17 protein-coding genes and 3 tRNA genes are annotated in these 12,596 nt (G+C 38.7%); 3 read left to right on the top strand and 17 right to left on the bottom strand.

Features of this window, described 5'->3' with window-relative positions:
* Both ROSEINA2194_RS01190 and bsh read right to left on the bottom strand, forming a co-directional pair.
* Positions 1-531: sodium:calcium antiporter (locus tag ROSEINA2194_RS01190; protein ID WP_007882398.1), on the bottom strand; the 531-nt coding region annotated here is incomplete at its 3' end.
* A 241-nt stretch (positions 532-772) separates the two neighbouring features.
* Positions 773-1,747, bottom strand: a complete 975-nt coding sequence (bsh, locus tag ROSEINA2194_RS01185) for a choloylglycine hydrolase (RefSeq protein WP_007882397.1) — start codon at positions 1,745-1,747, stop codon at positions 773-775.
* Between the two features lie 254 nt (positions 1,748-2,001).
* On the opposite strand from bsh, the gene ROSEINA2194_RS01180 reads away from it, so the two are divergent.
* Together ROSEINA2194_RS01180 and ROSEINA2194_RS01175 are read left to right on the top strand one after the other, a co-directional pair.
* Positions 2,002-2,268 carry a response regulator gene (locus ROSEINA2194_RS01180; RefSeq protein WP_044926792.1) on the top strand — a complete coding sequence of 89 codons (267 nt, stop codon included), beginning with the start codon at positions 2,002-2,004 and terminating at the stop codon, positions 2,266-2,268.
* Positions 2,231-2,497 carry a hypothetical protein gene (locus tag ROSEINA2194_RS01175; RefSeq protein WP_007882388.1) on the top strand — a complete coding sequence of 89 codons (267 nt, stop codon included), beginning with the start codon at positions 2,231-2,233 and terminating at the stop codon, positions 2,495-2,497. Before ROSEINA2194_RS01180 ends, ROSEINA2194_RS01175 begins: the two co-directional genes overlap by 38 nt.
* Before the next feature lie 20 nt (positions 2,498-2,517).
* Here the strand turns inward: ROSEINA2194_RS01175 and ROSEINA2194_RS01170 are convergent, their stop codons facing one another.
* The 11 genes from ROSEINA2194_RS01170 to ROSEINA2194_RS01125 form a co-directional block, all read right to left on the bottom strand.
* Positions 2,518-3,204, bottom strand: a complete 687-nt coding sequence (locus ROSEINA2194_RS01170; protein ID WP_007882387.1) for a 3'-5' exonuclease — start codon at positions 3,202-3,204, stop codon at positions 2,518-2,520.
* Positions 3,205-3,257: 53 nt separating this feature from the next.
* Positions 3,258-3,638: a zinc ribbon domain-containing protein gene (locus tag ROSEINA2194_RS01165; protein ID WP_007882386.1), complete on the bottom strand. Its 381-nt coding sequence runs from the start codon at positions 3,636-3,638 to the stop codon at positions 3,258-3,260.
* Between the two features lie 85 nt (positions 3,639-3,723).
* On the bottom strand, positions 3,724-3,855 hold the full coding sequence (locus tag ROSEINA2194_RS22445) for a hypothetical protein (RefSeq protein ID WP_007882385.1): 132 nt from the start codon (positions 3,853-3,855) through the stop codon (positions 3,724-3,726).
* Positions 3,849-4,502 (bottom strand): hypothetical protein, encoded by a 654-nt coding sequence (locus tag ROSEINA2194_RS01160; protein WP_172727028.1) that lies wholly within the window; start codon positions 4,500-4,502, stop codon positions 3,849-3,851. Before ROSEINA2194_RS01160 ends, ROSEINA2194_RS22445 begins: the two co-directional genes overlap by 7 nt.
* A 150-nt stretch (positions 4,503-4,652) precedes the next feature.
* Positions 4,653-4,871, bottom strand: a complete 219-nt coding sequence (locus ROSEINA2194_RS01155; protein WP_007882383.1) for a hypothetical protein — start codon at positions 4,869-4,871, stop codon at positions 4,653-4,655.
* A 54-nt stretch (positions 4,872-4,925) separates the two neighbouring features.
* A complete protein-coding gene (locus ROSEINA2194_RS01150) occupies positions 4,926-5,153 on the bottom strand; it encodes a hypothetical protein (RefSeq protein ID WP_007882382.1) in 228 nt (75 codons plus the stop codon).
* 12 nt (positions 5,154-5,165) lie between these two features.
* Complete coding sequence (locus ROSEINA2194_RS01145) at positions 5,166-6,554, bottom strand: MATE family efflux transporter (protein WP_007882381.1); 1,389 nt, start codon at positions 6,552-6,554, stop codon at positions 5,166-5,168.
* A 135-nt stretch (positions 6,555-6,689) separates the two neighbouring features.
* The gene (locus tag ROSEINA2194_RS01140) at positions 6,690-7,538 is read right to left on the bottom strand and encodes a DMT family transporter (protein WP_007882380.1); all 849 of its coding nucleotides are present in this window, start codon (positions 7,536-7,538) and stop codon (positions 6,690-6,692) included.
* 54 nt (positions 7,539-7,592) lie between these two features.
* Positions 7,593-8,687 (bottom strand): SLC13 family permease, encoded by a 1,095-nt coding sequence (locus ROSEINA2194_RS01135; RefSeq protein ID WP_007882379.1) that lies wholly within the window; start codon positions 8,685-8,687, stop codon positions 7,593-7,595.
* Positions 8,688-8,825: 138 nt separating this feature from the next.
* Positions 8,826-9,647, bottom strand: coding sequence for a Cof-type HAD-IIB family hydrolase (locus ROSEINA2194_RS01130; RefSeq protein ID WP_007882377.1), 822 nt, complete (start codon positions 9,645-9,647; stop codon positions 8,826-8,828).
* A gap of 238 nt (positions 9,648-9,885) precedes the next feature.
* Positions 9,886-10,449 carry a biotin transporter BioY gene (locus tag ROSEINA2194_RS01125; RefSeq protein WP_007882375.1) on the bottom strand — a complete coding sequence of 188 codons (564 nt, stop codon included), beginning with the start codon at positions 10,447-10,449 and terminating at the stop codon, positions 9,886-9,888.
* Positions 10,450-10,773: 324 nt separating this feature from the next.
* Between ROSEINA2194_RS01125 and ROSEINA2194_RS01120 the strand changes: the two genes are divergently transcribed.
* On the top strand, positions 10,774-11,286 hold the full coding sequence (locus tag ROSEINA2194_RS01120) for a GNAT family N-acetyltransferase (RefSeq protein ID WP_044926789.1): 513 nt from the start codon (positions 10,774-10,776) through the stop codon (positions 11,284-11,286).
* Here the strand turns inward: ROSEINA2194_RS01120 and ROSEINA2194_RS01115 are convergent.
* From ROSEINA2194_RS01115 to ROSEINA2194_RS01100, 4 genes are all read right to left on the bottom strand, one after another.
* Positions 11,276-12,139 carry an undecaprenyl-diphosphate phosphatase gene (locus ROSEINA2194_RS01115; protein ID WP_007882373.1) on the bottom strand — a complete coding sequence of 288 codons (864 nt, stop codon included), beginning with the start codon at positions 12,137-12,139 and terminating at the stop codon, positions 11,276-11,278. The genes ROSEINA2194_RS01120 and ROSEINA2194_RS01115 overlap by 11 nt on opposite strands.
* A gap of 95 nt (positions 12,140-12,234) precedes the next feature.
* A tRNA-Cys gene (locus tag ROSEINA2194_RS01110) sits at positions 12,235-12,305 on the bottom strand.
* A gap of 28 nt (positions 12,306-12,333) precedes the next feature.
* Positions 12,334-12,405 (bottom strand) — tRNA-Glu (locus ROSEINA2194_RS01105).
* Between the two features lie 14 nt (positions 12,406-12,419).
* Positions 12,420-12,491 (bottom strand) — tRNA-Asn (locus tag ROSEINA2194_RS01100).
* Positions 12,492-12,596: the final 105 nt, after the last annotated feature.

Genomic DNA, 12,596 nt, shown 5'->3' with positions numbered 1-12,596 from the left:
ACCAAAAATAACTGCCACAAGACCGCCTGCCATAAACACAATACTTTTTGGCAGCGACAGTACCTTACAATCCTCACCAGTTTCACGATTTTTCAAAGCAGAATAAATCATGCTTACAATATATGCTGCCATTCCTGCCAGTAGAATCAGACCTTCGATACGGCTCAGTTTTCCATCCATAAACATGAAACAGAGAATCATTGTGATCACAATGTTGAGAGGCATATCTCTTTTTAAAATATCGAGATTTGTCTTAAAACTTGCTAAGAACGCACAGATACCGACCACCACAAGACCGTTAAAAATATTCGAACCGACAACATTGCTGATCGCAATGTCATTATTGCCTGTGAGCGCCGCATTAATGCTGACAGATGCCTCCGGGGCACTGGTTCCCATCGCAACAATGGTAAGACCAATGATGACGCTCGGTACTTTCATGATTTTTGCGAGAGAAGAACTTCCCTCCACGAAAAAATCTGCACCTTTTACTAAAAGTACAAAACCAACGAGTAACAGTAAATATTCCATAACGCCTTCCTTTCCTGCGATAAAGGATTGATTATGAAAAGAGACCTTTATCGCATCAAAAAAATTTTTGAGTGATAAAAGTCTCGTTACTTACAATAATAACCGGCCTTTCAGCGTGATGACGACTACTATTCCATCCGAAGATGCTAACTACTCCCTCTTATATTCGTTAGTTTAATATAAGAATGCCTGTCCTGTCAATTTCGTTATAAAAATTTTTCCAAATCTTAACTATTTTTTATTAATTCTGCCGCAGGATCTGCTCTTTTTCCAGCATCGGATAATGGATCAGTCCACTTCCATCCAGATCTTCCCTGTGCATATCCACCGCTGTGATCTGACGGTTCGTATAAGTTGTGTAATAATAAATACCTTTTGTGGCGTTACAACAGGAAGTATAAATCGTGATCTCATATTTTCCTTCTGCCACTTCACAGCATCCTCTCTGCTGCTCCACGGATCCTAAAATATGGAAAAACTGACCAACGCTCTCCTCCTCCGAATCACCGGAAACAGAGTTCATTTTCGTAAAAGCCACCCGGGCAAAACGGGATGCACTGGAAAGGTCTCCAGGCAGACCCAATGCTCCCATGCCACGACTATAGCATTCCAACGGAAGTTTCTCAGAAAAATGGTTTTCCGGCTGTCTTGGCGAAAGTCCTCTGTAATTGTTCAACAGAAACATCTGCTGGTCAAATGGTGGGTTATTTGTCATAACGCCCGCCGGGTTGTCATAAATTTTCAGTCCATCCTTCATGGATTCCACTGTGACAGCCTCATCAGCGTCCGCAATGATCCAGTGCAGGGAAGCCGCCGGCATATTTTCCGCAAAAGGTGTTCCTGTAATATTGATCTTAGCCAGCAATGCACGTACTTCCTTCATGTTGGCACACTGTCCTAACACCCACGGAATAAATTCAAAGGAGGCAACATTTTCTTTTCCTTCTGTCACTTCCGGGAAATAAGCATTTCCGACAAAATTAAGTCCTGCCATCCCAACACCTTTTTCGTTGACCGCATCATAATACAGCGGATAATCTGCTGCAACATGCGCCATTCCTATGATCGCATAGTGTTTTGCAACATCCCCCATATGCCGGAAATGAAACGGATAATTGCGCGGTGTCACTGCAATCTGCTCTCCATATGAAAATTCATAATCTAACGTTCTTCCAAAATAAAAATCTTTTGTTTTATAAGTTGCTGCTGTACACATAATTTTCTCGCAACGATTCCTTACGAATCCCTGCTTTCCTCCTGATCTTATATTTATTTTAAGTCCTGAAACCTTGACTTTTTGCTCTTTTCTCTTATATTTTCCTTAATCGGGGAGGAATTATACCACGGTCAAAAATGTTTGTCAAAAAGTCTTGCAGTGCGAATTCTTTATTGAATATCCAAATCCAAATGTGCTGTAGTATCGCTGATAGACTTATTCGTATTAGAGTCCATTCCTTATGGGGGATTAGTATGTACTTACAAAAGAAAGAAACTCTTTTAATTGTTGATGACTCAAAATTTCAACGTGCAATTATAAAAGAGATGCTGGGAGAACATTTTCGCCTCGAAGAAGCCACTTCGGGCGAAGAATGTTTAATGATTCTTGAAAAAAGCAGCCATCTGATCGATCTCGTTTTACTTGATCTGGTAATGCCGGGGATTGACGGATTCGAAGTTCTGCGACGCAGACAGACGATGGATGCATTTAAAGATATCAATTTTTGCAGATGTATCTGATACAACAGATTCCGGCAAATTTATATGGGATACGATAAAAGATGCAAACCCGAATCACGTATGCCCGGTCATTGCAATCTGTAGGGAGGGCTCTTTAGACCAGATACAGACAGCAGTTTCCTCGGAAATCATTGACGATCTTCTTTTTTCACCATTGGAAGTCTCTGTTTTAAAACGCCGGATCAAGGCAAGTATTCATCCTGATAAAAATAATGAAGCCGATGCGTAAGCATCGGCTGTTTTTATATACTATGTATTTTCAGTATGCCTGCAATCCGGGTACCCTATGCAGCCCCAGAATTCCCCGAAACGTCCATTTCTTTTTTTCATCGGAAGCCCACATTCCGGGCAGATTTTTTCTTTCGACTGCTTTTTTGCTGCCGGCATTTTCTCCAATTCTTTTGCCAGATACTCAAATACCTGCTGATTCATCTTACAGTCTGTCAGCGCCCTGTGTGCACCTCTTGTTGAAATTCCATAATGCTCTGCAAGATCGCTGAGTCTCCTGTGCCGCCACTCCGGGAAACAGAGCTTTGCAACCCGCAGCGTATCAACATAATCATTCGTTAATTTCTGCTGGAAAAGCCGCTCACAATCCCGATATAAAAATTTCATATCAAATGTCTGGATATTATGACCTACCAGAATATCATCTCCGGCAAATGTTAAAAACTCAGGCAGCACCTGCCCAAAATCCGGCTCATTTGCCACCATCTCATCCGAAATATGATTAACCATACTCGCGGCATACGGAATCGGTCTTTTCGGATTCACAAGCTGGCTAAACTCCTCCACAACTTTTCCACTCCGTACTTTTACCGCTGATATTTCAATGACTTCATCATAAATACAAGATGTCCCGGTCGTCTCCAAATCAAAGAGTACATAATCCGGTACATATCCGCATATCATCTTTCCTTTTTTATTTCCTAACATATCTTCTGCTTTCTAATTATTTGAACTGCCAAATTTTTTTCTGTGTTTAATTATTATTCACTTAATCTTGTACCGCATTTCGGGCAATATTCAAAATCTTCCGTTGTGGAAAATCCACAATTTCTGCAATGCCTCATCGTATATCCATATCCCTGCTGATTCATTTGCCTCAAATGTTGCGGCAGAATCTCCATATCCTCACCTGCTGCAATTCGTTTTCCAATCTCCGCATCCAACTCATAGACTGTATTACAGCAGCTTGTCTGCACATAATAATGCTTATTCCACTTAAAACATGGGATAAAAAATAACGACAGCACCGTATAGGTCATAAACACCTGAAACCTTCCGTATTTTCCACAGATATCACAGATTATCTGCTGATGAAAGTCAAAGTCTTTTCTCCCATCTGTAATTCCCATCATAAAAAACATGTTGCCTACCTTCTTTTTCTAAAATTCATCTTGCTTATTCCATAATTTTACTTCCAAAATACGCGGATAGCAACGTTAATATACATTATAATTTCCAGAAGAAATCCGCTACGCCAATCATTTTAACGATTCCCAAAATTCCTTTTACAATCCATCCCATCATTTTAAATGCAATAATAATAGGAAAAAACATAAGGTAAACTAACAATTTTAACATACGCTGCTCCTTTCATATATCGAAACATTTTTTAAGCTTGGATTTTGCCTTTCCAACATGGCAAACAGTGTGTCCATTCTTTTCACAGCCTCTCGCTTCACTTTTCGCTCTGCCTGTTTATAATATTTTTTCTGCTTTTTCGTGCGTCTCGGAAGATTATGGTAATCATCCTGAATTACAACCTTGGCTTTGTCATGCGCATCTATGTACTCTACTAATTTTACTAACGAGTCTGTCTGTTTCACATCTTTTTGTCTGTGAAATTCTCCCCGGATAAGTTCCTGATAATCTGTATTAGCGTCAAATGTATTTCTATGATATAAAAGGTATTTATCTATATCATCTTTTAAATATATTTTCCAAAAACCAATTTTCGTTTTTATATATAATGTTTCTGTATGATCATCAAATTTAAATTCCATTTCTTTTTTGTGTGTCCAGGATAATATTTGCGCTTTATGAGTTCTGACATCTCCTCTGAGTCCTGCGCAATATTTACACTCACAATAACCTTCTTTTTCTGCTTGTTCAACTTTTATTTCCAATCGATTTTGAAATTTGATTCTTTCTGCATATATGCAGCCCATTTTGTGATAAATTTTTCTTTTCTTTGGTGCTTCACTACTTATTACAACTAACATATCCATATCCTCCATTTCCAACTGAAATCAACTTTTCTTGTTATCTCTAATTGTACTCATCATCTGTCCTATAAATCGTACTAAAAAAGGTGTTTTGACAAGTTATTGTTTACATAACTCTGTCAAAACACCTTTTTCTTATTAAAATTATTCTTTTTATTTATTCGTTATCTTCATTTTCTTCAGATAACTATTTTTCAGCTGATTCTCTTCCCTCAATTTCTCATTTTCATCCTTGAGATACTGCATATACTCCCGCGCAAGCTTCACACCGCAGCGCACTGCAACATCGTCATGCTTTTCCATCTCATCCAGCCATTGAAGAAATGATTTTTCCCGAATATCGTTATACTCATTTTTTTCTGTAAAATACATGCTTCGCACCTTCTGCCCCGAAAAAATATTCCATTTATTATTTTTCCATATATTTTATTGTCCATAGTAACAGCGTTCTCTGCCCGGCATATCTTCCCCTTTGACGTAACGCGCATTAAATTCCATATTGATTTCACGCAGCTCTCTTTTCCCGTCAATATAGTCCTGATACATTTCTGCCAGCCCAGACATACAGCCATCACAGCTTGCTTCAATATTTCCAAGAGATTCCTTGACAATCGCCTCTCTCTCTTCTTTTGTTGTTTCTGAAATTAAATACATTTTTCTACCTCACTATACCATCTGTACGAGCCACACATTGCTTCGTACCATAAAATAACCAATTGCTACTTTTATAAGCTCTGTCGCCTGCACAAAAAAATAAACGCTCACAATTCCAAGTCCTGTGTAATGTGCAAGCACAAATGCTGTCGGAACTACAACCACCCAGGTAAAAACCGAATCAAACAAAAAAGTGACCAACGTTTTTCCTCCGGAGCGCAACGTAAAATAAGAAGCATGACTAAAGGAACAAAATGGCATAATAATTGCCGAAACTGCAATAAAACTGGTTGCAAGCTCTTTGATCTGTTCAGAAGTATTATAAATCTGTGGAAAAAATCTACCGATCACAAGCATCACGCCCGCCACAAGCGCACAGCAGAATACACTGAAAACAATCATTTTATTATCTGCGTCTTTCGCTTTTTTCAGTTCACCAGCCCCAAGATACTGACCAACCACAATGCTGATACATGCTCCAAGCTGGATATAGATAATGTTAAACAGATTCGTGATCGTAGTTGCAATATTAAGACCTGCTACAACTTCCAATCCTCGAATGGAATAACACTGGGTAACGGTTGTCATGCCTGCTGCCCATAAAACCTCGTTGAACATAAGTGGGAAGCCTTTGATAATAATTGCCTTCAATTCCCCTTTTGGCATTCCAAATCCGGTGTACGCACCTTCCAGATACCTGTTTTTCTCCTTGTGGGAATGTGCCCAGATAATAATGATAAATGCTTCTATGTAGCGTGCGATCACAGTTGCCAGTGCTGCACCAATAACTCCTAATTTTGGAAATGGTCCAATTCCGAAAATAAACAGATAGTCCAAAACCGCATTGCTTCCAACCGCTACAAAACTTGCGATCATCGGCACCAACGTCTGCCCGGTTTCTTTAATATTAGTAGCATAGGACTGGTTTACCGCAAATGGAACCAGACCAACCATCATAATGCCCAGGTATTCCAGACCATACTGCAGTGCCACCTCGGTTGCTCCACTTCCTGCCGTGTCGGTGAGATACAGGGAAATCAGATCTGCTCCTTTTGTCGCAAATAATAATATCGTTAATCCCGTTACAAGCAACGTTGCATACAATTTAAAACGGAAAGAATACATATGTCCTTTATGATTTCCTTTTCCGTAATACTGTGCCCCAAAAATGCTGGCTGCAGATGCCGCGCCAAATATTGCCAGATTGTATACAAAAATCAACTGATTGACAATTGCAACACCGGACATTTGCTCGGTTCCCAACTGTCCTACCATAATGTTATCCAGAAAACTGACAAGATTTGTTATGGCATTTTGTAAAATCATTGGCAACGCAAGATAAAGATACCTTTTGTAAAATGCAGCATCGCCAATATATTTTTCCTTAAATCGTGTTAACATATATTTTTCCTTTATTACATATAAAATCTATTTTTTCTACATCTTCCGCTAATTATAATTTGTCCTCACAAATATATCAATCCCTCTTGTATTCTTTTACAGAACTTATGCAGTTTTATATGCAGGATTATAGCCTTAACCTTTCGCCTGTCTCAAGTTATACACAGTCGCTGAGCCAATGACAAGCACCGCTCCAAAAATGGACAACATACCTATTGTCTCTCCACAAAAAATTGCTACAAGAATAGGATTTAAAATCGGTTCGATCGTAGAAGTCAGCGATGCTGTCACTGGTGAAACACGATCTAATCCTCTGGATAAAAATACATATGACAACCCGAACTGTACAATTCCTAATACCAGAACATATCCCCAGACGGTTGGCGTGAACACTGTCTCTCGCATTAAAAATGGAATTCCCACCACAATACTGATCAGATGAGAGACCATAAGCGACGATTCAAAATCTCCGCCCGGGAATTTTTTGATCAAAAACACGCCTGCGTAAGTCACTCCCGACACAATTGCAAGGATATTTCCCGCCATTCCACCTGTGCTGAGCGATTCAAAAAAGAAGCAGAAAATTCCACATAACACAAGAATGCAGGTTAAAACTGCGTCCTTTTTTGGTTTTTGCCTATATACGATCCACACGATCAAAATCAAAAAGACCGGTTCTGTAAACTGCAGTACAATTGCATTTGCTGCGGTTGTCATCTTTGTCGCCATCACGAATGTCAATGCCATGACAAAATTTAAAACCGCTCCAAGCAGCACCATTTTATTAAAAACAAACTTTCTCCCCTGTGTTCTCTGATAAGCAAATATCAGAATAAATGACAAAATGCTTCGCACCATATTAATCGACAACGAGTTCCACGGAATCGATTTGATCAGCACTCCGCCCAGACTGAAACAGATTGCTGACAGTAATACATACACGGTACCCTGTAAACTATTTTTATTGTATTTCTTTTCACTCATAACGTATCTTATTATTCAAAATCTATGAAATAATATTCTCCTTCTCTGCTTATCTTACATCCATCTGATCAGTCCATAAACGACCAGCAAAACTGCCAGATATCCCACATTGGCAATCGAAAACCACCTGAAATATTTTCCTTTCTGTTCGTTATAGTGATGTGCATAAATTTTATATGAGATCAGACTTGCCATTGATGCAATCAAGGTACCAAGCCCTCCAATATTTACACCCACTAATAATTTTGCATAATCCCTTGTAAATCCAGAAAGTAATAAGGCTGCTGGAACGTTACTAATCACCTGGCTTGCAGCGATACCTACTCCAACTTCCCGGCCATTCACAAACTCCTGTAACACATTCCTGATTGTCTCAATTTCTCCTATATTCCCAGTAAAAATGAAAAAAGCGATAAATGTGAGAATTAAACTGTAATCTACCGTTTTCAACACTTGTCTGTCCATGATAAAGACCGTCACAAACACAACAATGAAAGCCACATAGTACGGCAATACTCTCACAACGACAAGCAGACTCATCAGAAATAAAATCAGATAAACTGCATTTTTTTGATGTGTTTTTCTTCGAAGATGTAACCTTTCTTTTTCAATTTCATGGTCGCTGTTATTTTCTTCGAGTGTAAATTCAATCTTCTCTTTTTTTCTGCATACAACAGCAACAGATAACAGCAGCAATATACCGGATGTTAACGTATATGGACCTATAATTCCTATAAATGTTGACATTTTCATCTCTGCAAGATTGTAAAGATATAAATTTTGCGGATTTCCAATAGGTGTCAGCATACTTCCAAGATTGGCTGCGAGTGTCTGAACTATGATTACCGGTATTAATAATTTTTCCTGATTACATTTCCGCAAAGTCAGCATTGCAAAAGGAACAAATGTGATCAATGACACGTCATTCGTAATAAACATGCTAAAGAAAAAACATAAAAAGACCAACACAAGCGATAACTGCATTGTATTTTTTGTTCTTTTTAATAGGCTGCTTCCAATCATATCAAACAATCCATTTCTCTGAAGTCCTGCCATAACCGTCATCAGGCTTAATAAAATGCCCAAGACGCGGAAATCAATATAGTTTACATAATTCAATGTTGGTTTTACAAAAAAAGCGGATACCATTGCAAGTGTTGTTGCTACGCATAATACCGTATCTTTTTTATAAAGCCTATTACTTTTTCTTTCATTATTAAATTCTCCAACGCTGTTTTTTGATCTGTTCTTCTTTTCTCAAATAAGCAGCCTCATCCATAAAAGATATTAGTTCAAGAGTCCAAGCCTGTCTAATGCATGGTAAAGCCCATCTTCATCAATATGTGATGTTACCATGTCGGCTCTCTTTTTGACTTCTTCCCTTGCATTTCCCATCGCAATGCCAATTCCGGCATAATCCATCATCTGCAGGTCGTTTGGTCCGTCTCCGATTGCGATACTGTCCTCTCTGGGAATCCCCACACATTCCAGATAACGCTTCATCCCGGTTGCTTTATGGATGCCGTTGATTCCAACTTCGCCACAGTAATCATCCGCCCCGCTCAGGCTTAGTGCCACTACATCAAAATAAGGCTCCAGATCTGCATGCACTCTCGCCACTCCAAATGGTGCATCATAATAGATCAGTTTTTCTTCCTTCTCATTATTCCAGACATCTTCCTGAATAAAAAATTCACCTACAAGCTGACGCAGATGCTCCTCCGTGATTCCCATATCGCTCATAATTTTTAAAATCTGCTGTTCGCTCCGTTTATTCATGACAACTCCTGCATCTGTCTGGAAGCAGTAAACAAAATTATTTTTTTCCATATAATCTACAATAAATTTTCTGTGTTCTTCATCAATGACAGCATGATAAATTTCTTTTCCATCTGCGATCACCTGTGCTCCGGCTGCCGTAACCATTCCACTGAATCCAAGATCCAATAGCATCTGCGGCAATTGAAAAAGACTTCGTCCACTGCACACGACCAGTTTGTGGCCGTTCTCTACCGCCTTTCTGATCGCAATTTGGGTTGATTCCGGGATAATGCCTTTATCGTTTACAATTGTTCCGTCAACATCTAAAAATACAACTTTCTGATTCATACTTTTTCCTGTTCTCTATTTTTTCGACTGTGAAATTACTATCACAATGTAAAAATTATTTTATACATTTTTTCACAAAACAACAAGAGGTTATCACACATAAACACATTTTATCACAGACGCACTCTATCATACATCTGAATATGCCTATGCACTGACAACCTCCTGTCTTTGCGCAATTTATTAATTTTAGATATTGAAAGCCAACTGTATTGTACCTCTAATGATGTAAACCTTCTTATTTGATATATCCGGCTTTTACTAAAGGATTCTTAATCATCGGTGCTACAATGATCGCCACGATCATTTTTGCGATATCACCAATTATAAATGGGATCACACCAGCCATCAAAGCTGCCTGGAATGTCATTTCTGCCTCATAAGCAAGCCATGCTGTTCCAAGTGCATAACAGACTGCCGTTCCTAAAACCATTCCTACAAAATACATCACTCTTTTTCCCGGAAACTTCTCAATAAACCAGCCACTGATCATTGCCAGAAAAATAAATCCGATCAGATAACCACCTGTCGGTCCAAATAATTTTGCTGGGCCTGCCGAAAAACTTGAAAACACCGGAACTCCAACTAAGCCGATCAATAAATAAATCACATAAGACACCGTTCCTTTTTTCCATCCAAGCAATATTACGGTAAAATAAATTGCAAGATTTGTCAGGGAAATTGGAACCGGTCCGATTGGCACTGATAATGGTCCTAAAATACAGGTAACTGCGGTCATCAAAGCAATCATTGCAATCGTTGATGTTGATATCTTTTTCTCATTCATTGTTAACTTCTCCATACACTTTTATTTGAGCTGCTGTATGTCTATCCGTGAATACGTCTATCACACAAAAATAGTGTTACTGTTTATGCGTACCTCATTCCAGTAACGCTTCGCTCGTACTCACTTATTCTATAAAATATCGTTTTGATTGTCAACCTGTATTTTATTCTTAGTTAACATTTTTCATTTAACAATTATTACACCCATATTCTTGTACCAAATTGTCAGACATGATAACATATAAATATAGTGCTGTTTTAGATAGAACTGTTTTTACCATTGATTAGAGAGTTCAAATCTTTCATAACAATAGCAGGAAAACATATAGGAGCATTTGACATGTTAAAAGAATACAAATCCATGACACAAGAAGAAATGTACACTCTCGTACATGAAATATATATAGAAGGTTGTATGGAAAACGCCAGAGAAAAATATCCGGATGTAACTGACTTAACTACCGCAATCCAACAGGAAGAGGATTCCTTTGTCTGCTTTTTGCAGGATTTTTTTACTTTGCCGGAAAATACTTATTATGTTCTGGAAAAAGACAATATGCCTGTAAGTGCCGCCAGATTAAATAAAATAAATGATTTTTATTATCTGGAAGCTTTAGAGACACCACCCCAATACCGAAAAAAGGGATACGCCTCCGAACTTTTAAATGAAATGATAACACATCTTCATCAGCAGGGTTCTGTTGATATCCGTGATTGTGTAAGTAAAACAAATACCGCCTCCCTCGCAACCCACAAAAAATGCGGATTCTTTATTGCAGAGGAAAACGGTATCCATTATCCTTCCAATACGGTTAATAACAAAACTTACGGTATGCGGTATTTTATCCGATAAAGCCGGCAAATCCGCATAATAACACGATGACACCAAGAATGATACGGTACCATCCAAACACTTTGAAATCGTGTTTCTTAATATATTCCATTAAAAATTTAATTACAACGAGCGACACTGCAAATGCAACAACCATTCCCACCACAAGGATTACACCTTCCTGAGAAGTCATAGTTGCGTTCATCAAAAACTTTGCACCTTTCAAAAGACTGGCTCCAAACATGACCGGGATTGCAAGGAAAAATGTATATTCCGCTGCAACAGTTCTGGAAATTCCAAGTAATAATGCTCCGACAATTGTTGCTCCAGAACGGGATGTTCCTGGAAAAATCGCTGCAATCAGCTGAAACATTCCTATCCAGAATGCCAGTTTATAATCAATTCCGACAAGGGTATTCACCTTTGCCTTTTTTCCTTTGTGATAATTCTCAATCACAATAAATGCTACACCAAACAGGATCAACATAATTGCTACTGTCTGGTAATTGTAAAATAATGCTTCCAGCTGTTCATCAAAAAGTACACCTACGATTGCTGCCGGTACGCAGGATACTAAAATGTGAAACCACAGTTTAAATATATCCCATTTTATATACGCACCTGCGCCAGTTTTCGCCAATGGTTCCTTGTTATCCTTTTTTCCAAATGGCCAGATCTGATTCCAGAATAAAATTACAACTGCGAGAATCGCTCCAAGCTGGATCACAACTTCAAACATACTGTAAAATTCATCCGATACATCCAGCGATACAATCTCATTTAGAAGGATCATATGTCCTGTGCTGCTGATTGGAAGCCATTCTGTAATACCTTCCACAATACCAAATAATATTGCTTTTAAAATTTCTATCATTTTTTCCGCCTTGCCTAAATTCTGGCAAACACCTTTCTTTCTTTTTTATGCTTCATAAAATGAAAAAAGAACCCACATTGCTATGGATTCTTAAGAGGCGACAACCAGATTCGAACTGGTGATCAGGGTGTTGCAGACCCACGCCTTACCGCTTGGCTATGTCGCCATATTATTAAATTATGCATCACTGCAAGTGACTCCGACGGGAATCGAACCCGTGTTACCGCCGTGAAAGGGCGATGTCTTAACCGCTTGACCACGGAGCCGATTATTTATTGAGCTCCCCGAGTAGGGCTCGAACCTACAACATCACGGTTAACAGCCGTGCGCTCTACCATTGAGCTATCGAGGAATATATAGTTACTAACAACTCCGTAGTACAGAAAATGACGTAGATTGGTACGTCACTTAATTACTATATATCATAACTGTTAAAATTGCAATACTTTGTAAGTTA

This window comes from Roseburia inulinivorans DSM 16841 (assembly GCF_000174195.1).
Taxonomy (GTDB): Bacteria; Bacillota; Clostridia; order Lachnospirales; family Lachnospiraceae; genus Roseburia; species Roseburia inulinivorans.
Note: the sequence above shows the minus strand (reverse complement) of the source record. Positions and strands in the feature narration are given on the sequence as shown.

What these genes read in the sequence shown, in the direction of transcription:
- bsh (WP_007882397.1), bottom strand. Translation starts at nt 1,747, where the DNA reads ATGTGTACAGCAGCAACTTATAAAACAAAAGATTTTTATTTTGGAAGA.
- ROSEINA2194_RS01180 (WP_044926792.1), top strand. Translation starts at nt 2,002, where the DNA reads ATGTACTTACAAAAGAAAGAAACTCTTTTAATTGTTGATGACTCAAAA.
- ROSEINA2194_RS01175 (WP_007882388.1), top strand. Translation starts at nt 2,231, where the DNA reads ATGCATTTAAAGATATCAATTTTTGCAGATGTATCTGATACAACAGAT.
- ROSEINA2194_RS01170 (WP_007882387.1), bottom strand. Translation starts at nt 3,204, where the DNA reads ATGTTAGGAAATAAAAAAGGAAAGATGATATGCGGATATGTACCGGAT.
- ROSEINA2194_RS01165 (WP_007882386.1), bottom strand. Translation starts at nt 3,638, where the DNA reads ATGTTTTTTATGATGGGAATTACAGATGGGAGAAAAGACTTTGACTTT.
- ROSEINA2194_RS22445 (WP_007882385.1), bottom strand. Translation starts at nt 3,855, where the DNA reads ATGTTAAAATTGTTAGTTTACCTTATGTTTTTTCCTATTATTATTGCA.
- ROSEINA2194_RS01160 (WP_172727028.1), bottom strand. Translation starts at nt 4,502, where the DNA reads ATGGATATGTTAGTTGTAATAAGTAGTGAAGCACCAAAGAAAAGAAAA.
- ROSEINA2194_RS01155 (WP_007882383.1), bottom strand. Translation starts at nt 4,871, where the DNA reads ATGTATTTTACAGAAAAAAATGAGTATAACGATATTCGGGAAAAATCA.
- ROSEINA2194_RS01150 (WP_007882382.1), bottom strand. Translation starts at nt 5,153, where the DNA reads ATGTATTTAATTTCAGAAACAACAAAAGAAGAGAGAGAGGCGATTGTC.
- ROSEINA2194_RS01145 (WP_007882381.1), bottom strand. Translation starts at nt 6,554, where the DNA reads ATGTTAACACGATTTAAGGAAAAATATATTGGCGATGCTGCATTTTAC.
- ROSEINA2194_RS01140 (WP_007882380.1), bottom strand. Translation starts at nt 7,538, where the DNA reads ATGAGTGAAAAGAAATACAATAAAAATAGTTTACAGGGTACCGTGTAT.
- ROSEINA2194_RS01135 (WP_007882379.1), bottom strand. Translation starts at nt 8,687, where the DNA reads ATGGTATCCGCTTTTTTTGTAAAACCAACATTGAATTATGTAAACTAT.
- ROSEINA2194_RS01130 (WP_007882377.1), bottom strand. Translation starts at nt 9,647, where the DNA reads ATGAATCAGAAAGTTGTATTTTTAGATGTTGACGGAACAATTGTAAAC.
- ROSEINA2194_RS01125 (WP_007882375.1), bottom strand. Translation starts at nt 10,449, where the DNA reads ATGGAGAAGTTAACAATGAATGAGAAAAAGATATCAACATCAACGATT.
- ROSEINA2194_RS01120 (WP_044926789.1), top strand. Translation starts at nt 10,774, where the DNA reads ATGTTAAAAGAATACAAATCCATGACACAAGAAGAAATGTACACTCTC.
- ROSEINA2194_RS01115 (WP_007882373.1), bottom strand. Translation starts at nt 12,139, where the DNA reads ATGATAGAAATTTTAAAAGCAATATTATTTGGTATTGTGGAAGGTATT.